Source organism: Streptomyces sp. NBC_01431 (genome assembly GCF_036231355.1).
GTDB lineage: Bacteria > Actinomycetota > Actinomycetes > Streptomycetales > Streptomycetaceae > Streptomyces.
Genome location: NZ_CP109496.1, coordinates 1,583,611 through 1,602,541 on the forward strand (window position 1 = coordinate 1,583,611; position 18,931 = coordinate 1,602,541).

The window sequence follows — 18,931 nt, forward strand, 5'->3', positions numbered from 1 at the left end:
GCAGCCCTTTCGGCCGCCCCCCGATGACCATGGAACACCGCGCCACTGACAACGACCAGAGGACCTCCCGGTCAGGATTGCGCAAAGGCCCGTGGAACACCGGCGCTCCATGGGCCGTGCGCGGCCGGTGGAATATCGCTCGACACCCTTGCGCCGGGTCCGCGACGATCTCCGTGCAAGGGACGTGCGGGACGGAAGGACGCAACGGGACATGAGTGAGCGGCACACCTACCGGGTCATCGTGCGCGGCGTGTGGGACGGCCTGGGTGCGGCGTCGCGTGCGCGGCTGCTCGCCGAGGTCGACGACCACGGTCTGACCTCAATGACCTTCACCGAGGAGGGCTCGCTCACCTACGACCGGGCGCTGAAGCACTTCTCGTGGCGGTTCACCGTCGTCTCGGAGGCCGCCGACGGCGAGGAGATGGCCGCGGCGATCGCCGAGGACCGGGCGGAGTCCGCGCTGACGGCGCTCGGTCACGGCTTCCGTGATCTGCGCTGCACCGTGACGGACCTGGACACGATGAAGGTCAACCACAAGGGTGGCCGCCGCTAGCCCGCGGCGGTCCGGCGCTCGGTCATCTCGCGGGTGATGGCCCATCGCTCGTGGTCGCGCCAGGCCCCGTCCACGAAGAGGAAGTCCGGCGAGTAGCCCTCCAGGCGGAATCCGGCCCGGCGCACCAGCTTGGTCGAGGCCTGGTTGGCGGGCTGGATGTTCGCTTCGAGGCGGTGCAGGCCGAGCGGGCCGAAGGCGTGCCGCAGGACGAGGCCGAGGCCCTCGCTCATCAGGCCGCGCCCGGCGGCGGGAGCGAAGGCCCCGTATCCGATCGCTCCGCTCAGGAAGGCGCCCTGGACCACGTTGTTGATGTTGATGAATCCGGCGATGCGGCCGCCGTCCCGCTCACACACCAGGAAGCCGTACCGGTCCGGATCGGTGATGAGCCGGTCCGCGTACGTGGCGTAGGACTCCGCGTCGACGGGCGGGTGGAGCCAGGGGGCGTGCAGCGGGCGGCTCGCCGCGGCGAGAGCGGTGAACTCCTCGGAGTCCTGGCGGGTGAAGGCCCGCAGGCCCACGCGGGGGCCCACGGCGAGAAAGCCTGCCTGAGTGCGCATCGGGTCAGCCTACTGGCCGTCCCCCGGGAGCAGTTGGGTCCTCGGGGCGGTGCGCCCCGTCGCCCGACGCCCCGCTCCGGGATGACCGGGTGGGGTGGCGCCGTCGTCGTTCCGCCCCGGTGCTCGGGTCCGCCCCCGCAGCGGTCCGGGGCCGTCGCGCCGGGGGCCCGCTTGTCAGACAAGTGGGTACGGGCCATGCTGGCCCTTCGGTACCTGGAGGGTGGCTTCATGACAGTGAGCGGACAGCAGCGCAGGCCGGTCGTCGCGCTGTACGAGCGGATCGCGGACGCGATCCACGACGGCACCTATCCCCCGGGCTCCACCCTGCCCTCCGAGCCGAAGCTCGCCGGCGAGCTCGGCGTGAGCCGCCCCGCGCTGCGCGAGGCGCTGCTCCTGCTCCAGGAGGACGGGCTCCTTTCGGTACGGCGCGGGGTGGGACGGACCGTCAACGACCGGCCGCCCCAGCGCGGCTTCGAACAGCTCCAGCCGCTCGACGGCCTGCTCGGCCCGGTCCGGGTGCGGGCGCTGCTGCGCAGCCGGGAGGAGCCCACCGACTTCACCACCCAGCATCTGCTCGCGCCCGCCGGATGCGAGCTGCGGTTCTGGGAGTCCGTCCTGGTGGGAGAGGCTCTGGCGGTCGCCCTGAGCCACGAGTGGGCGGCGCCGGAGGGCGTCCTTGAGCGGCTGCACCCGAGCTTCGGCGAGGCTCTGTCCGCCGAGCCCGCGACCTCGATGCTCACCGTCCTCGCGGAGGCCTCCCGGGGCGTCCCACTCACCGCGCACAGCGCGATCAGCGCGACGCTGCTCGGCCGGCGCAGGGGCGAACAGCTGGACCGCCCGGCGGACACCCCGGCCGTGCTGATCACCCAGGTCGTACGCATCGACGGCACCCCGGTCATGGCCGCCAAGCACATGCTGCCGACGGGCGCCCCCGCGCTGGCGGTCCTCCAGTCCTGCTGAGCGGTCGTGGTGAAGGCCGCCGCCGGCGTACGCGCCCCGAAAAGGGGCGCGGACAACGCGCGACCTGCCCGCAGTGGACGCCCTCCACATCCCGTGGAGCGCGGAGCACCCCGCAGGACTGCGCCACGACACGCTGTACACTCCCGCCTCATGCACTTGTCAGACAACTCTGCCGCCGCCTCTTCGGTCTCTCCCGCGGACTGGATCCGCCGCGCCCCGAAGGCCGTCCTCCACGACCACCTCGACGGCGGGCTGCGCCCGGCCACCATCGTCGAGCTGGCCCGCGCCTGCGGATACGCGGGCCTGCCCACCGAGGATCCGGCCGAGCTGGCGCTCTGGTTCCGCGACGCCGCGGACTCCGGCTCCCTGGAGCGCTACCTGGAGACCTTCGCCCACACCTGCGCGGTGATGCAGACCCGCGAGGCGCTGCACCGCATCGCGGCCGAGTGCGCCGAGGACCTGGCGGCCGACGGGGTGGTCTACGCGGAGGTGCGCTACGCCCCCGAGCAGCACCTGGAGCGCGGCCTGACCCTGGACGAGGTCGTGGACGCCGTCAACGAGGGCTTCCGCGAGGGCGAGCGCCGCACCGACGGACGGATCACCGTCCGCGCGCTGCTCACCGGCATGCGGCACACCCGGCGCTCCCTGGAGATAGCCGAGCTCACCGTCGCCCACCGCGACCGGGGTGTGGCGGGCTTCGACATCGCGGGCGGCGAGATCGGCAACCCGCCGGCCGAGCACCTGCCCGCCTTCCAGCACCTGAAGCGGGCCAACTGCCACTTCACCATCCACGCGGGTGAGGCCGTGGGCGCCGAGTCGGTGCACGAGGCGGTCCAGGTGTGCGGCGCCGAGCGCATCGGGCACGGCGTGCGGATCACCGACGACATCGACGCGAACGGCACGCTCGGCCACCTGGCCGCGTACGTCCGGGACAACAAGATCGCGCTGGAGGTCTGCCCCACCTCCAACCTCCAGACCGGCGCGGCCGTTTCGTACGAGAAGCACCCGATCGACGAGCTGCGCAGGCTCGGCTTCACGGTCACCCTCAACACCGACAACCGCCTGGTGTCCGGCACGACGATGAGCGAGGAGTTCCAGCACATGGCGGACGCCTTCGGCTACGGCCCGGAGGTCTTCGAGGAGTTCACCGTCGCCGCGGTCGAGGCGGCGTTCCTGCCACTGCCGGAACGCCGTCGCATCATTGACGAGATCGTGCGCCCCGGTTACGCGGCCGTCAGTTCAACCTCCCACTGACGACGGGCAGTTGGAGCGTTCCCGTGTCGCCGGGGGCGCTCACGACCGTCACCGGCTTGACGCCCTTGTTGCCGAGGTAGGCATCGTCGCTGGCGGCGATCGCGAACTCGATGCGATGCCCGGCCTCGTAGCGGTGCGCGATACCGGGCAGGGCGACGGTGAACGGCCGGGTGACGTCCGGCACCCGCACCGGCGCGACCAGCCGGCGGACCAGCGTCTTGGTGCCGTCGGGCGCCACATCGTACAGCTTGGCGAAGAGGACCAGCTTGTCGGCGGCGTTGCCGGAGTTCTGCACCTTCTCGGTCTGCGGCGAGACGACCTTGAGGGTGGCCTTCGCCGAGCCCACCACGTCGACGGGGGCCTTGAACGGGTCGGTGTCCCAGCCGAGGTAGGTGCCCCGGGTGTCGTACGGCTGGGGGTCGGGCAGGCCGATCGTGCCGGCCAGCGAACTCTCCGAATGGCTGGTGGGGACCAGCCAGTTGGTGTATTCACGGCTGCCGCGCACCACCTTGGCGCGGTTGTCGACGAGCTTGCCGTCGCCGGAGAGGTAGACCTTCTGCGAGAGCGGGGGCACCGCCGCGGCCTCGCCGTAGCCGCTCCGCCAGTCGCGGTAGTAGGCGAAGGCCGGGCCGGTGTCGGTGTGCTTCTGCTTGCGGAGGTAGCGGTCGAACCAGGCGAGGATGCGCTGTCCGGTGTAGCTGGTCTCCAAGTTGCTCTGCGTGAGGTTGAGTTCGCCGGGCGCCTGGCCACCGCTGTGTCCCCAGGACTGCCAGATCATCTTGGTGGGGGTGCCCTGCTCCTTGAGCGTGTGGTAGGTCGCCGTGGCCTCGTTGAGGTTGAACAGGCTATCGGTCTGCCCCTGGATGAGCAGGGTGGGAGCCTCGACGCGGTCGAGGTAGCCGGCCGGGGAGACGCTGCGGGCGTAGCGCCGCATCGCGGCGGTGGCGGCGGCCGGGTAGCTGCCCGAGTTGAGCAGCCCGATCGTCTTGCAGGCGTCCGGCACGAAGTGCACGCAGCCCAGCGAGCCCCAGCGGGACGGGTCGAGGTTGGGCAGCGTGATGGGCTGGCTCTCGCCGATGAGGTAGAACCCGTTGGTCCACTGCCACTTGAAGGCGCCGGGCACCGTGCGGTCGCCCGCGTTGTTGGGGTCGAGCGCGTACGTCAGGTCGTTCCAGGTGATGAGCGGGACGAGGGCGTCGACGCGGTGGTCGACGGCGGCGGTGGCCATCTGGACGGCGCCGCCGTAGGAGCCGCCGATCATGCCGACGCGCGGGTCGCCCGGCCCGTCCTTGGTGACGAAGCCGATGCGCGTTCCGTCGTCGGCGGCGCGCGTTCCGGCCAGGAAGTCGATGAGGCGGGACGCCGCGCGGCCGTCGATGCCGGGGTCGTCAAGGGAGATCAGGCATCCCGACGCGCCGAAGCCGAGGCCCGAGTAGGCGAGGGCGACGTAGCCGCGGTCGGCGAACGCCCTGGCCGTGGCGTCGGTCGTGCCGTCCGACTTGCTGCCGCCGAAGCCGTTGGTGGTCAGCACGGCAGGGGCGGGGTGTGCCGTGTCGACGCGGGCCGGGCGGTAGAGGTCGGCGTCGATGGCGCAGGTCCGGCCGCCGGCCTGAACGGTGAACTTCAGTGCGGTGACGGTGGCTTGGCTCCCTGCGGCGCCCGGCGACGCGGCGGCGGGGGCGGCCGCGAGCAGGGGCACGGCGAGCGCCGCGCCGAGGGTGGCCGCCAGCGGCTTGCGGGTTCTGGGCACGGTACGACGACGGGTCACGGCGTCCTCCACAGCGAGGCGGCCCTACCAGCCGGTAGGGCCGGGCGACCTCATGCTGTGACACGTGAAACTCCGCGTCAACGCCTGCGACACAACCTCTTTGACGTGTCGTCGGTCGCCGGCGGGCGCGGCGGCGGCCGCGCGCCCGCCGCTCCCCCGCCCGCCCCCACCGCGATTCGGCACATCCGCTCGGCAGCGCGTGATGTCACGCCAGCGCGGGCGTTTCCAGCGTGAGCGTGCCGCCGTCCGCGTCCAGCACCGCGGGCACGCCCAGCGGCATGGTCAGCGCGGCGCCACAGTGCCCGAACCCGAGCCGCTCCACCACCGGAACACCGAGCCGGCTCAGGCGTTCGTACAGCACCGGGCGCACCTTCTCCTCGTACGGGCCGCACTCCTGCCAGGAGCCGAGCGCGACGCCGGTGACGCCCTCCAGCCAGCCGGAGCGCAGGAGTTGGGTCAGGGTGCGGTCCAGGCGGTAGTCCTCCTCGCCGACGTCTTCGAGGAGCAGCAGCCCGCCCGCCGCCGAGGGCCGGGCGTGCGGGGTGGCGAGGTCCGTGGCCAGCAGGGAGAGGCAGCCACCGAGGGTGGTGCCGCGGGCCCGGCCGGGCACCAGGGGCCGGGCGCCGGGCAGGCCGAGGGTCATCGCGGCCTCCGGCTCGAACAGCGTCGTGCGCAGGGACTCCTGGGTGGCGGCGTCCTGGAGGAAGGTGGCGGCGGAGGCCATCGGGCCGTACAGGGTGGCAAGACCCGTGCGCACCGCGAACGCCTCGTGCAGGGCGGTCACGTCGCTGTAGCCGATGAGCACCTTCGGGCCGGCCGCCCGCAGCGCGTCCCAGTCGAGGAGGTCGACCATGCGCTGGGCGCCGTAGCCGCCGCGGGCGCACATCACCGCGTCGACAGCGGAGTCGCACCAGGCCTCCTGGAAGTCGCGCGCCCGCTTCTCGTCCTCTCCGGCGAGGTATCCGAACTGCGGGTGTCTTTCGGTGACTTGGGGGGTGGTGACCGTTTCGAGGCCCCAGCCGCGCAGCACGTCGAGCCCGGCCAGCAGCCGCTCTTCGACGACGGGGCCGCTGGGGGCGACGACGGCGATCCTGGCGCCGGGGGCGAGGCGGGCCGGGCGGGTGAGGGGCAGGGCGGTCACTTGGTGAGCTCCAGAGGGGGGATGTCGTTCCGGTCGAGGGCGAACACCTGGGCGTACAGGGAGAGTTCGGCTTCCAGCGCGCGGATCAAGGTCTCCTCGCGGCGGAATCCGTGGCCCTCGCCCTCGAAGGTGAGGTAGGCGTGCGGGAGGCCGCGGCCCGCCATCTTCTCCAGGAGGCGTTCGCACTGTGCGGGCGGGCAGATCACGTCGTCCAGGCCCTGTAGGAGCAGGAAGGGCGCGGTGATGCGGTCCGCGTGCAGGGCGGGCGAGCGTTCCCGGTAGCGTCCCGGCAGTTCGGCGAACGGCCCGATCAGGCTCTCCAGGTACTGCGACTCGAAGTCGTGGGTGCCTCCGCCGGCCCAGTCGGTGAGGTCCAGGACGGGGTAGGCGATGGTGGCGCAGGCGTACACGTCGGTGGTGGCGAGGGAGGCCGCCGCGGTCCAGCCGCCCGCGCTGCCGCCGCGGATCGCGAGGCGGTGTGCGTCGGCGGTGCCTTCCTCGGCGAGCGCCCGCGCCACGGCTGCGCAGTCCTCCACGTCGACCACGCCCCACTGTTCGCGCAGCCGGTTGCGGTAGGCGCGCCCATATCCCGTGGACCCGCCGTAGTTGACCTCGGCGACGCCGATGCCGCGGGAGGTGAAGTAGGCGATCGTCAGGTCGAGTACGAGAGAGAAGTGGCCGGTGGGGCCGCCGTGCGCCCAGATGACGTAGGGCGGCAGCTCGTCGGCGGGAGCCGCCCGGTCGGGGTTGTGCGGCGGGTACAGGTGGGCGTGGATCTCCCGGCCGCCCGGCCCGGTGAAGGTGCGGATCAGGGGCTCCGGGTAGTACGCGGGAGCCACCGCGTCCCGGTGGCCGCAGCCGATCACGCGGGCGCGGCCGGTGGCGGTGTCCAGTTCCACGACCTCGTGCGCCGAGCGCGGACTCGCGGCGACGCCGATGACGCGGCTGCCGTGGGCGGCCAGCGTCGGCGTCCATTCGGTCCAGGGCCCGGCGGCGTCCACGACTTCGCCGCTCTCCGGATCGAGTATGCCGAGCGCGGTCGCGCCCCGGCCGTGGACGACGGCGATCAGTCCGCTCTCCAGCGGCTGGAACCAGCGCCGCCCGGCCTGCCACAGCGGCCCCGCGAACTCCTCCTCGCGCGGGCACAGCGCGCGTACTTCACCGTCGACCGGGTCGGCGCGGTACAGGTTCCACCAGCCGTCGCGGTCGGAGGCGAAGAGCAGCCGCCCGTCGGCGGCCCAGTCGGCCTGGGCGATGGACTCCTGCGGCCCGCCGGCGAAGACGCGGGCCCGGCGCAGGTCACCGTCCTCGCCGACGTCCGCGAGCATCAGTTCGGTGCCGTCCCACGGCATACGAGGGTGGTCCCAGCCGATCCAGGCGGCCCGGCGGCCGTCCGGCGAGAGCCGGGGCCCGGTGACGAACCGGTGCCGCCCGTCACTCAACTCCCTTACGGACGCGCGGACTTCGGCGGCCGATCCGTCCAGTGGCACGGCCACGATCATCCGGCGCAGATCGGTGGGCGCCTCGCCGGTGAACTCCTCCAGGACGCACCACACCTCGCCCCGGTCGAGGTCGATGCGGGGATCGACCCAGCGCCGTCCGCCGCCCACCGCGCCCAGTGGCGTGAGCGGCCACGGCTCCCCGGTGCCGTCCGGCTCGTACGCGTACAGCCGCTGGTCGGGAAAGTGCGCGAAGACGACGAGCGGCCCCCGGGCGCCGCGGTCGGCGCCGTCCCAGGGCCGACCGCCGTACTCCATGACGCGGCTGCGCACGTCCCAGGGTGCGGGCAGCACTGGCCGGGCCCTTCCGTCGGGGCCGCGGCGCACCAGGACGCGCCTGCCGCCCTCGGCGGGGCGCGGTTCGATCCACCACAGGTCGTCGCCGACCACACCGACGTACTCGGCGTGTCCGTCGTTCGCGGCCGCGAGCGCCGCGTCGATCGGCGACGGCCAGCTTCCGTAGGGCCCGGTGGGCACCATCTCTCCAACTCCCCCTATGCGGTCCGCAGATAGTGGTCGAGAACCCGCACACCGAAGTGCAGCGCGGCCACGGGTACCCGTTCGTCGACGCCGTGGAACAGCGCCTGGTAGTCGAGTCCGGCGGGCATCCGCAGCGGTGCGAAGCCGTAGCCGGTGATGCCCAGGCGCGAGAACTGCTTGGCGTCCGTGCCGCCCGACATGGAGTACGGCACCACGTGCCCCTCCGGCGCGAACCGCTCCACGGCTGCCCTCAGCTTCCGGTACGTCGGCGAGTCCACCGGTGCCTGGAGGGCGACCTCGCCGTGGTGGAAGTCCCAGTCGACGTCGGGCCCGGTCAGCATGTCCATGGTGGTGCGGAACTCGGCCTCGCCGCCGGGCACGATCCGCCCGTCGACGTAGGCGGTCGCGCTGCCCGGAATGACGTTGACCTTGTAACCGGCCTCCAGCATCGTCGGGTTGGCGCTGCTGCGGATCACCGGCTCGATGAGGGCGGCGGCGGGGCCCAGCTTGCCGAGGAGTTCGTCGGCGTCGAACCCCTCGGCGTCCGGGTCGGCGTCGATGCCGTGCAGGGCGGCCAGTTCGACCAGGCTCGCCCGAACGGTCGGGGTGATCCGCACGGGCCACTCGTGCTCGCCGATGCGGACGATCGCGGCGGCGAGCCGGCTGACCGCGTTGGCCCGGTTGATCTTGGAGCCATGGCCGGCCCGGCCACGCGCGGTGAGCTTGAGCCAGGCGGTGCCGCGCTCGCCCGCCCCGATGGGGTAGATCTCCATGCCCTGACCGGCGTGGAAGGTGACGGCGCCCGATTCGCTGATGCCCTCGGTGCACCCCTCGAACAGCTCCGAGTGCCGGTCGGCCAGGAAGCCCGCGCCGTCGACCGCGCTGGCTTCCTCGTCGGCGGTGTACGCGATGACGATGTCCCGCCGGGGCCGCACCCCGTGCCGGGCCCAGGCGCGGACGACCGCGAGGACCATCGCGTCCATGTTCTTCATGTCGATGGCGCCCCGGCCCCAGACCACGCCGTCCTGGACCTCTCCCGAGAAGGGGTGCACGCTCCAGTCGGCGGCCTCGGCGGGCACCACGTCGAGGTGGCCGTGGACGAGGAGGGCGTCGGCGGACGGGTCGGTGCCCTCGATCCTGGCGACCACGTTGGTACGGCCCTTGGTGCGCTCCAGCATCCGGGGCTCCAGGCCCGCGGCGGCGAGCCGCTCGGCGACGTACTCGGCGGCGGGGCGCTCGCGGCAGTCGCCGCCGCCCCGGTTGCTCGTGTCGATCCGGATCAGCTCGGAGGTGAAGGCGACCACCTCGTCGAGGGCCGTCCGGTCCGCCGTTTCCACCTCAGCCATACTGCTCCTCCACCGCGGACGAGACGATCGTGGTGACCGCCTTGAATGTGCGAATGCCCTCGTACATCGTGGAACTGGTGTAAGCGACGCGCCGTTCACCCGAATGCGCCACGCCCGGCACCACGGTGGCCGCGGCGGACAGGTGCTCGGCGTCGAACTCCAGCTCCACGGTGAAGGGCCCGCCGTCCACGGGTGCGGCCCGGCGGGCCAGCGACGCTGCCTGCCTCGCCGCGGCTTGGATGTCCTTGGCCGTACGCGCCGGGGTGCGGCACACCGCCGCGTACCGCGAGACGTAGTCCTTGACCGCCACCTTGTGGGCGTTCGGCGCGTAGCCCCCGGCGTCGGTGCAGGTGAGGTCGTCGCCGGTCACCAGGACCACCGGCACCCCGTACTCGGCGGCGACATGGGCGTTGAGCAGGCCCTCGCTGGCGCGAACGCCGTTCAGCCAGACGCCGGTGATGGAGTTGGCGAGGTAGGTGTGCGCGAGCACGCCTTCGGTGCCGGCGCCGGTGTGGTAGCCGACGAAGGCGATGCCGTCGACGTCGCCGTGCTGGATCCCCTCCACCATGGACAGCGACTTGTGTTTTCCGGTGAGCATCTGGGCCCGCTCGTCGAGGCGTTCGAGGAGCAGGTTGCGCATCGACCAGTGCGCCTCGTTGATGAGCACCTCGTCGGCGCCGCCCTCGAAGAAACCGAGTACGGCCGCGTTCACGTCGGAGGTGAACATCGCCCGGCAGCGCTCCCACTGCGGTGTGCCCGGCAGCACATCGGCCGGCCAGGTGACTCCGGTGGCGCCTTCCATGTCCGCACTGATGAGGATCTTCATGAGGAACAGTCCCGTCGCAGGTCAAAGGCCCGTCGGTCGGCGCGTGACAGCAGTTGCCGATGTCACACGGGAGTGACCGAGATCTTCATGCTGCGTCACGTTACGCATCGACGCGGAAACGTGCCACCAAGAGGTGGGAGTTCGGCCGCATCGGCGCCCTGGACCCCGTGTGCGCGGCGGGACCGGCTCCGGGTGGCCGCCCCGGCTCACACCGTGGGGCGCCGCGCGGTGACGGTGAAGTAGTCGAGGGTGCCTTCGTCGAAGGCCCGCAGGAAGTTGCGGGGCCAGGTGCCGGGCTCCCACATGGGGGCCAGCCAGCGGTCCCAGCCGGGCCACACCGACGCCCCGATCGAGGCGACCTGGATCCCGGTCAGTCCAGACCGTTCGAGACTGGTGGTCAGCGCGGGGACGGTGTGCGCCACGTCCAGGCCGGTGGCGAAGGTGTCGAGCAGTTCCGCCAGCCGCGCCGCCCGGGACGGGTCGGCGTCGGGGACGAAGAAACTGGCGATGACGGCGCGGCCGCCGGGCCGCAGCACGCGCGCGCTCTCCCGGGCGAACGCGTCGAGGTCGCGGAAGTGCTGGGCGGCTTCGACGCTGTACAGACAGTCGAACTCGCCATCGCCGAAGGGCATGTCCTCGGCCGCGCCGTGTGCGAAGCGCAGCTGTTCCGGGCGGCGGGACAGGAGATCGGAGTTGGCCTGCTCGGCCCGCTTGAGCTGCTCCGGATGGATGTCCACGCCGGTGACGTGCGCGAAGCCGCACTCCGCGAGTGCCACCGCGGCTCCGGCCCCCAGACCGGAGCCGACCTCCACGGCCCGCAGCCCCTCAGCGGGTGCCAGTGTGCCGAGCACATGGCGGTACATGGCCCGCTGGCTGCTGATCCGGTCGTGCTCGGTCAGCGGCCGGTCCAGGTCGATGCCCTGCCAGTGGCCGAAATTGATGAACCCCCCGCCGAACAGGGGCATCGAACCGAGATCGGCCGGGCCGTACGCCTCCTGGACCACGGGCGGGATCGGGTGCTGCGGCGCCCCGGAACACTGCGTCATCTGGCCACCTCCGTGCTGAAGTGCGCTCCGCCGCGCCGTTCCACGCGCACCGCACAACGCTCAACTCGCTTGCCGGGTGCGGCCGTCGGGGCCGTCCCCCTCCCATTCATAGCCGTTCTCGCGGCGTGCGGTCGGCGCATCGCCCGACTCGCCGTGAACCCGCGCTCCGATGCCCGTTCCGGCCGGGCCGGGCGCGTTTGTATCCGGCGCGTATCAGGGAGCGCTTGGTTGCCCATCGGTCCCGGCCGCGCGCCGTATGACGCGGGGGTCGCGCCCGGTCTCTCCCGTATCGTTCCCCCTCGGGTCGCCGGCCCGCCCGAGTCGTGAGTGCGGCCGGGACCACTGACCTTTGGACCGTCCGAACAGGAGTCATCCGCCCGTGTCCCCGTCCACCCCGGCCGCGCCCTCCCCACGCCCCGTTCGCGTGCTGCTGGTGGAGGACGACGACCTGATGCGCCGCTCCTTCACCGTCGCTCTGGAGCGCTACGGCTACCACATGGTGGCCGCGGCCGACGGACTCGAAGGCCTTGAGCTCTTCCGCGAGGAGAGCTTCGACCTGCTGGTCCTGGACGTGATGCTGCCCGGTCTGGACGGGATCGGCCTGTGCCGCCGGGTCCGGGAGACCAGTTTGGTGCCGGTCCTGATGATGTCCGCGCGCGGCGACGGGCTCGATGTCGTCGCGGGTCTGGAGGCCGGGGCGGACGACTACGTGGTCAAGCCGGTCGACACCTACGTCCTGGTGGCGCGCATCCGCTCGCTGCTGCGGCGGGCGACCTACGCGCCCGTTCCGGGACCCGAACGGGCCGCGGGCGAGGGGCCGCCACCGCCCGAGGACGCGGTACTGGTCTTCGGGGACCTGGCCATCGACACGGCGGGCCTTGAGGTGTCCGTCGCCGGGCGCCCGGTGGCGCTGACCCCGACCGAACTGAAGCTGCTGCTCGAATTCGCCGCCCACCCGGGCGTCGTCCTGGAACGGCACACCCTGCTGCGCAACGTCTGGGAGTACGGCTGGGACGGCGACAGCCGGGTCGTGGACCTGTGTGTGCAGCGGCTGCGCGGCAAGCTGGGCCGGGACCGGATCGAGACGGTCCGCGGCTTCGGCTACAAGCTCAGGCGCTGAATCCGGTGCGCCCCGGCAACCTGCTGCGTCCGGCCCGCGCGTCCCTCCGCTGGAAGATCGCGGGGCTCGCCGCGGCCACGGCCTGCCTGGTCGCGGCGGCGGTCGGCGTGCTCGTCCACGTGTGGACCGCGCGCGATGTCCGCGACCAGGCCAGGGCTCAGGCCCTCAACAGCCTGTACGCGGCCGTGGACGTCTACCGGCGCACCGGTGCGCTGACGGACGGCGCCGAACTCGACCCGGCCGAACTGCCCGCCGAACTGCGCCATCCCGCCGACGGCGACCGGCACGCGGCGTACGACGGGCGTGTCGAGGGGAACCTGGGGCCGAGCGTCTGGGCGGCCCAGCGGATCGGCGGGCCGGGCAGCCGGGTGCTGGCCGTCCAGATCAACATGGGTCCGGGTCTCTCCACCCTGCGACGGCTCGACGTGAGCATGGCGGTGGCCTCGCTGCTCGCGCTCGCGGCGGCCGTTCCGCTGGCCGTTTACGGGGCCGGGCTGCTCGGACGCAGGCTGCGGCGGGTCTCCGAGACCGCCGCCCGGATCTCCGCCGGCGACCTCGACGCGCGGACCGGGCCGACCAAGGGCAGTGACGAGGTGGCCGACATCGCCGCCACCGTCGACCTCATGGCCGACAGTCTCAGCCGACGGCTGCGCACCGAGCGCCGGTTCACCGCGGACGTGGCGCACGAGCTGCGCACCCCCGTCGGCGGCCTGCTGGCCGCGGCCGATCTGCTGCCGCCCGGCGAGACGGAGGACCTGCTCCGGGGCCGGGTTCGCGATCTGCGCGGCCTGGTCGAAGACCTCCTGGAGATCTCCCGGCTCGACGCCGGCGCCGAACAGCCGGTCCGCGCCCGGGTGCCGCTGGGTGCCGTCGTGTCCGAGGCCGTGACGCGCACCGGTCTCGACACCGAGGTAACCGTCGCCGACGCGGCGGGCGAAGAGGCGGCGCAGACCGTGGAGACCGACCCGCGCCGCCTCGAACGGATCGTCAGCAACCTCGTCGTCAACGCCCACCGGCACGGGAGCACTCCGGTGCGGGTCACCGTCGAGGGCCCTACGGTCGTCGTACGCGACCACGGCTCCGGCTTCCCCGCCGATCTGCTGCTCGACGGCCCGCGCCGGTTCCACACAGGCGCGGCTGAGCGGGGCTCGGGCCACGGGCTCGGCCTGACCATCGCGCTGGGGCAGGCCCGGGTCCTCGGCGCCGAACTGCGCCTGGCCAACGCCCCGGACGGCGGCGCCGTCGCCACCCTGCGCCTGCCGGCCTGACCGCGCGGCCCCGTACACAAGCCCCGTAACACGCCCACTACAAGCGGCTCCCGCGGAACTGGTACATGGTGGAGCGGAGGCCGATACACGGCGGTCCAGGTCTCGATACGTTGCCCGGACACCCTTCGGAGTGCACCTTTCCGCACCCGAAGAGGAGTCCCCCGTGACCGCCGACCCCCTTGCCCCGCACACGCTGCTCACGTCGAGCGGGTTCGCGGCCGCGACCACCGAACTGTCGAAGGTCTACGGCAGCGGCGACGCCCGTGTCGTCGCCCTGGACCGGGTCAGCATCGCCTTCCGGGAGGGCGAGTTCACCGCGATCATGGGTCCCTCCGGCTGCGGCAAATCGACCCTGATGCACTGCGCCGCCGGGCTCGACTCGTTCACGTCCGGCTCCGTCCGCATCGGCACCACCGAGCTGAGCACGCTCAACGACCGGCAGCTCACCCAGCTGCGCCGGGACCGGATCGGCTTCATCTTCCAGGCGTTCAACCTGCTGCCGACGCTGACCGCGCTGGAGAACATCACGCTGCCGCTGACCATCTCCGGGCGCCGGCCCGACCAGCAGTGGCTGGAGCGCGTGGTGTCCATGGTCGGTCTGTCCCAGCGTCTGGGGCACCGGCCGGGGCAGCTCTCCGGCGGGCAGCAGCAGCGCGTCGCGGTGGCCCGCGCCCTGGTCTCTCGGCCCGCGATCGTCTTCGGCGACGAGCCCACCGGCAACCTCGACTCCCGCGCCGGGGCCGAAGTCCTCGGCTTCCTGCGGGACTCGGTGCGCGAGCTCGGCCAGACGGTGGTCGTGGTGACCCACGACCCGGTCGCCGCCGCCCATGCCGACCGCGTGGTGTTCCTCGCCGACGGGTGCCTGGTCGACGAGATGGTGCGCCCCACCGCTGACCGGGTCCTGGACCGCATGAAGGAATTCGGCGCCGGCCCGCGCACCAGCTGACACGTCCCTCGCCCCTCCCACACCCCGAAAGCCGCTCATGCTGAGAACAGCCCTGCGCAATCTCCTGGCGCACAAAGCCCGTCTGGCCATGACCGTCCTCGCGGTCTGTCTGGGGGTCGCGTTCGTCTGCGGCACCCTCGTCTTCGCCGATTCCTCCGCCGCGGCCTACCGCGCCGCCGCGTCGAAGAGCTTCGCGGACATCGCGGTCACCGTGACCCCGAAGGACCCCCCGCCGGGGACAGCCGCCAACCAGCGCTCGGGCGGGCTCGACGACGCGCTCGCCCGCAAGCTCGCCACGGTCCCCGGGGTCGCCGCCGTACGCCCGTCGGTGGACGGCTCGGCCGTCCTGAACGCGGCGGACGGCGCTCCGCTGCGGGCCGGCAAGGCCTGGGCGAATCCGGCCGCCGCCTACGTGCCGGGCGCCGACGGCAAGGACAGCCGCTATCCGCTGGTCAAGGGCCGCGCCCCGGCGAGCGGCGACGAGACCGCGGTGGACACGGGCACCGCGGCCGCCGGCCGGTTCGTTCTCGGCGACACGATCACGCTGGCCACCGACGGCCCGGTCATGACCAAGCGGCTGGTCGGCATCGTCAGTACCAAGGACAGCCGGGTGACCGCCGGCGGCACCCTCGCCCTGTTCGACAAGGCGACCGCCCAGCACCTGTTCTCAACACCGGGCCACTACACCGGGATCGACCTGTCCGCCGCGCCCGGCGTCGACGCGTTCGAACTCTCCCGCCGGGTCGGCGACCTGCTCCCGGCCGACCGGGCCGAGGCCATCACCGGCAGCGCCCAGGCCGGCCAGCAGGCCATCCTCGTGGACACCCTGACGCGCGGGTACACGAAGCTCCCGATGGTCTTCGCCGGAGTCTCGCTGTTCATCGGCTCATTCCTCGTCGTCAACACGTTCACCATGGTGGTGACGCGGCGCACCCGGGAGATCGCGCTGCTGCGGGCGATCGGCGCCGACCGCCGCCAAGTCGTGCGCTCCGTCCTCGTGGAGGCCTTCCTGCTCGGCCTGGTCGCGTCAGCGGCCGGTTTCCTGCTCGGCCTCGGCATCGCCGCGGCGCTGCCCGACGTACTGAGCACCGGTGCGGACACCCTGCCGCGCGGGCCTCTGGTGGTCGGCCCGCGCGCCGTCGTGGCAGCGCTCGTCGTGGGCGTCGGCGTCACCGTGCTCGCCGCCTGGCTGCCGTCCCGCCGGGCGGCGAAGGTCGCGCCCATCGAGGCGCTGCACTCGGCCGAACAGCCTCCCTCCGCCGCCCGGTCCTGGGTCCGCGCCGCGGTGGGGACGGCCCTGCTCGTCCTCGGCGCCGGCCTGTTGATCTCGCTCTCGGGGGCGAAGGACGCCTCGGAGGCGAATCTGCGGAGCGCGATGCTCGGCTGCGCCGTCCTCGTCGTCGCCGTGATCGTCCTCGCGCCCCTGCTCGCCGCTCCCTTGATCCGGGCGGCCGGACGTCTGACCACGCGCTTCGGGGTCACCGGCCTTCTCGCGCGCGAGAACGCGCTGCGCGACCCGCGGCGCACCGCGGCCACCGCCGTCACCCTGATGATCACTACCGCCCTCGTCGCCGGGCTCGCCGTCATCGGCGACTCCACCGGCCAGGCCCTCGACCGCCAGGCCGCGGCCGGCCTCGGCGCCGACTACGTGATCAGCACCCCCACCTCCACGACCGGCATCGACCCGGCGGCCGCGCGGCGCGTGGCCGCTACCGCCGGGGTGCGCGGCGCGGTCGAAGTCGCGGACTCCACCCTGTTCACCGGCGGCCATGTCCGGCAGATCTCCGGAGTGGACCCGCATTCCGTGGACGGCGCCCTGAAGCTCGACTTCGTCAGCGGTTCCCTGGCGGACCTCGGGCCGGGCCGGATCGCGGTCTCAAGCACCACCGCGCGGGAGCAGGGCGTCAGCACGGGCGGCACGATCAACGCGGGCCTCGGCCGCGGCCAGGACCCCAAGCCGTACACCATCGTGGGCGTCTACCAGGACAACCCGATCGCCCACGACGCGCTGGGCACCCGCGGCGAGGTGCAGCAGAACAGCTACAAGCCCGGTTCCGTACAACGCATCCTCGTGCGGACCGACGGCGGCGCCGTCTCGAAGAGCACCGAGGACCGGCTGCGCACCGCCGTGGGGAACAACCCACTGCTGAAGGTGCAGGACCGCAAGGAGCTCGTCCGTGAGGCCGCCGGCGCCATGGGCAACCTGCTCACGCTGATGTACGGGCTGCTCGCCATCGGCGTCCTGATCTCCTCGCTCGGCATCGTGAACACCCTGGCCATGTCGGTCGCGGAACGCACCCGCGAGATCGGCGTCCTGCGCGCCATCGGCATGGACCGGGCGGGCGTGCGCCGGATGATCCGCCTGGAAGCGGTGACGGTCGCCGCGTTCGGCACCCTCCTCGGCCTGGCGGTGGGACTGTTCGGCGCCTGGGCGGTCGGAGCGCTGGCCAACGGGGCGATGTCCCAGTACTCCCTGGCGCTGCCCTGGGGGACGCTGCTCCTGGTGTGTCTGCTGTCCCTCACCATCGGCGCGCTCGCGGCGGCCCTCCCGGCCCGGCGGGCCGCCGCCCTGGGCCCGCTGGAGGCCGTCGCGCGGACGTGAGGCGGGCCCCCGCCGGGCAGAGCCGCGTCCGCGTCTCAGCCGCGGCTCTGCCCGTCCGCCGCCGCGAAGCCGGTGCCGCCGGACCGGCCCGATGGTGAGTGGGGCACACTCGGCCCGTATGCGGGATCAGCCGCGTACGGTACGCGCGGACGGGAACGCGGGGACCCTCAAGTGTGCGCCCCTCAAATCCCGTGCCGCACATGTCAGTTGAGAAGATCCGGACCGGATCGCCGCACGCATCACATCCCGAGGACCGGACCACCATGCCCCGCAGCCACGCCCATAGCCTCCCCTACGCCGCGCAGCAAACAGCCGCGCCCCAACTCCTCGACGTACACAGGTCCCTGGCGGGTGCCGGGCCGGCGCCGGTCGTGCTGCTGTGGCACGGCACCGGCCCCGACGAGCGGTTCGTCCTCGCGCCACTTGCACACGAGGTGGCCTCGCACGGAGTGACCGTGTTCGTTCCCGACTGGCGCCCCGACGCCCCCGACGGCGGCCGCGCGCACCTCACCGCCTCACTGCGTTACGTACAGGAGAACGCGGGTGCCTTCGGCGGCGACCCGCGTCGCGTCGTCGTCGCGGGCTGGTCGGCCGGGGCGGGTGCGGCGATCGGCACGGCGCTGCGGCCGGACCTCGTGGGCACCCCGCCACCCCGGGCGGTCGTCGGCATCGCGGGACTGTACGGGCGCCCGGCCCGCAGCACGGGTTCCGTCCCGCTGGAGGACCTGGCCGCGGGACCGGCGACCGGGGTGCCGGTCATCCTGGTGCACGGCGCGCGGGACACGGTGGTGGACCGCTGCCACTCCCGCGACTTCCTGGCCGCTCTCGGCGAGCACCAGTGGCCGGCGAGCCTGCACGAGACTGAGGGCGATCACGCGGGCGTCATCATGACCGAGTACGACCCGGTGGCGGGCCACTGCGCGCCCACCACCAGCGCGGAGGCCCTGCGGGCCGGCCGGGAGACGGCCCGCCTGATCGCGGGCGCGGCCCTCGGCTGACGAGGCGGTGCGGCGTCCGCTTCGCGTGGCCGGCAGCGGCCGGCGCGCCCATGCTTGAGGCGTGATGACCGTGCTGCTGGTAGCCACCGACGAGGAAGCCGCGGTACTGCGCGAGCGGATCCACCGCGATCCCCACTTCCGCGTCATCGCGCACACCCCGAGCCCCCGGCTGGCCCTGTCGCAGGCCCACGTCCTGCTGCCCGACATCGCCGTCCTCGACCCGAGCATGGACGGGGACAGCGATCCCGTCGCCCTGTTCACGGGGCTGCGCTCCCTGACTCCGCCCAGCGCCGTCGTCCTGCGGACGACCCCCGCGACCGCCCCGCTCCCCGAGCTGCGGGCGGTCCTGGAGGAAGGGGCCGTCCACACGGCGGACCGGGACGACCATGACGCCCTCATGCTCGCTCTGCGCACGATCGGCCGGCGACGGGCGAGCTGCGACCCGGACCGCCGACCCGACTACTACGAGGAGTAGCCGGATGAGTACAGTGCGCACCGAGCCCCGGCGTGCGGCGCCGGGCCCGGCGCGCGATACTTGACATGACTATGTGCCGGTATGCCGAAATT

General features: G+C 72.9%; 16 protein-coding genes. 9 read left to right on the forward strand and 7 right to left on the reverse strand.

The window, feature by feature from the left end:
- Positions 1 to 211 precede the first annotated feature (211 nt).
- The gene (locus OG522_RS07425) at positions 212 to 553 is read left to right on the forward strand and encodes a DUF6204 family protein (protein ID WP_329462145.1); all 342 of its coding nucleotides are present in this window, start codon (positions 212 to 214) and stop codon (positions 551 to 553) included.
- On the opposite strand, the gene OG522_RS07430 is transcribed toward OG522_RS07425, so the two are convergent.
- Complete coding sequence (locus OG522_RS07430) at positions 550 to 1,110, reverse strand: GNAT family N-acetyltransferase (protein ID WP_329462146.1); 561 nt, start codon at positions 1,108 to 1,110, stop codon at positions 550 to 552. The two genes, OG522_RS07425 and OG522_RS07430, sit on opposite strands and share 4 nt — an antisense overlap.
- A gap of 228 nt (positions 1,111 to 1,338) precedes the next feature.
- Between OG522_RS07430 and OG522_RS07435 the strand changes: the two genes are divergently transcribed.
- Both OG522_RS07435 and OG522_RS07440 read left to right on the forward strand, forming a co-directional pair.
- The gene (locus OG522_RS07435) at positions 1,339 to 2,070 is read left to right on the forward strand and encodes a GntR family transcriptional regulator (protein ID WP_329462147.1); all 732 of its coding nucleotides are present in this window, start codon (positions 1,339 to 1,341) and stop codon (positions 2,068 to 2,070) included.
- Positions 2,071 to 2,220: 150 nt separating this feature from the next.
- Positions 2,221 to 3,324 carry an adenosine deaminase gene (locus tag OG522_RS07440; protein WP_329462148.1) on the forward strand — a complete coding sequence of 368 codons (1,104 nt, stop codon included), beginning with the start codon at positions 2,221 to 2,223 and terminating at the stop codon, positions 3,322 to 3,324.
- Here the strand turns inward: OG522_RS07440 and OG522_RS07445 are convergent.
- The 6 genes from OG522_RS07445 to OG522_RS07470 form a co-directional block, all read right to left on the reverse strand.
- Positions 3,305 to 5,092 (reverse strand): CocE/NonD family hydrolase, encoded by a 1,788-nt coding sequence (locus OG522_RS07445; protein WP_329462149.1) that lies wholly within the window; start codon positions 5,090 to 5,092, stop codon positions 3,305 to 3,307. The two genes, OG522_RS07440 and OG522_RS07445, sit on opposite strands and share 20 nt — an antisense overlap.
- 205 nt (positions 5,093 to 5,297) lie before the next feature.
- On the reverse strand, positions 5,298 to 6,233 hold the full coding sequence (locus tag OG522_RS07450) for a S66 peptidase family protein (protein ID WP_329462150.1): 936 nt from the start codon (positions 6,231 to 6,233) through the stop codon (positions 5,298 to 5,300).
- Positions 6,230 to 8,212 carry a S9 family peptidase gene (locus tag OG522_RS07455; RefSeq protein WP_329462151.1) on the reverse strand — a complete coding sequence of 661 codons (1,983 nt, stop codon included), beginning with the start codon at positions 8,210 to 8,212 and terminating at the stop codon, positions 6,230 to 6,232. Before OG522_RS07455 ends, OG522_RS07450 begins: the two co-directional genes overlap by 4 nt.
- 14 nt (positions 8,213 to 8,226) lie before the next feature.
- Positions 8,227 to 9,558 (reverse strand): M20/M25/M40 family metallo-hydrolase, encoded by a 1,332-nt coding sequence (locus tag OG522_RS07460; RefSeq protein WP_329462152.1) that lies wholly within the window; start codon positions 9,556 to 9,558, stop codon positions 8,227 to 8,229.
- Positions 9,551 to 10,384: a M55 family metallopeptidase gene (locus tag OG522_RS07465; RefSeq protein ID WP_329462153.1), complete on the reverse strand. Its 834-nt coding sequence runs from the start codon at positions 10,382 to 10,384 to the stop codon at positions 9,551 to 9,553. Before OG522_RS07465 ends, OG522_RS07460 begins: the two co-directional genes overlap by 8 nt.
- A 206-nt stretch (positions 10,385 to 10,590) precedes the next feature.
- On the reverse strand, positions 10,591 to 11,430 hold the full coding sequence (locus OG522_RS07470) for a class I SAM-dependent methyltransferase (protein ID WP_329462154.1): 840 nt from the start codon (positions 11,428 to 11,430) through the stop codon (positions 10,591 to 10,593).
- Positions 11,431 to 11,809: 379 nt separating this feature from the next.
- Between OG522_RS07470 and cseB the strand changes: the two genes are divergently transcribed.
- The 6 genes from cseB (at position 11,810) to OG522_RS07500 (ending at position 18,839) form a co-directional block, all read left to right on the forward strand.
- Positions 11,810 to 12,550 carry a two-component system response regulator CseB gene (cseB, locus tag OG522_RS07475; RefSeq protein WP_329462155.1) on the forward strand — a complete coding sequence of 247 codons (741 nt, stop codon included), beginning with the start codon at positions 11,810 to 11,812 and terminating at the stop codon, positions 12,548 to 12,550.
- A 5-nt stretch (positions 12,551 to 12,555) separates the two neighbouring features.
- Positions 12,556 to 13,818, forward strand: coding sequence for a HAMP domain-containing sensor histidine kinase (locus tag OG522_RS07480; protein WP_329462156.1), 1,263 nt, complete (start codon positions 12,556 to 12,558; stop codon positions 13,816 to 13,818).
- 193 nt (positions 13,819 to 14,011) lie between these two features.
- Entirely contained in the window at positions 14,012 to 14,764 is a 753-nt protein-coding gene (locus tag OG522_RS07485; protein WP_329467512.1) for an ABC transporter ATP-binding protein, read from the forward strand.
- Between the two features lie 37 nt (positions 14,765 to 14,801).
- Complete coding sequence (locus OG522_RS07490; RefSeq protein WP_329462157.1) at positions 14,802 to 17,366, forward strand: FtsX-like permease family protein; 2,565 nt, start codon at positions 14,802 to 14,804, stop codon at positions 17,364 to 17,366.
- Between the two features lie 263 nt (positions 17,367 to 17,629).
- Entirely contained in the window at positions 17,630 to 18,364 is a 735-nt protein-coding gene (locus OG522_RS07495; protein ID WP_329462158.1) for an alpha/beta hydrolase, read from the forward strand.
- A gap of 61 nt (positions 18,365 to 18,425) precedes the next feature.
- Positions 18,426 to 18,839, forward strand: a complete 414-nt coding sequence (locus OG522_RS07500; protein WP_329462159.1) for a hypothetical protein — start codon at positions 18,426 to 18,428, stop codon at positions 18,837 to 18,839.
- The last annotated feature ends 92 nt before the right edge of the window (positions 18,840 to 18,931 follow it).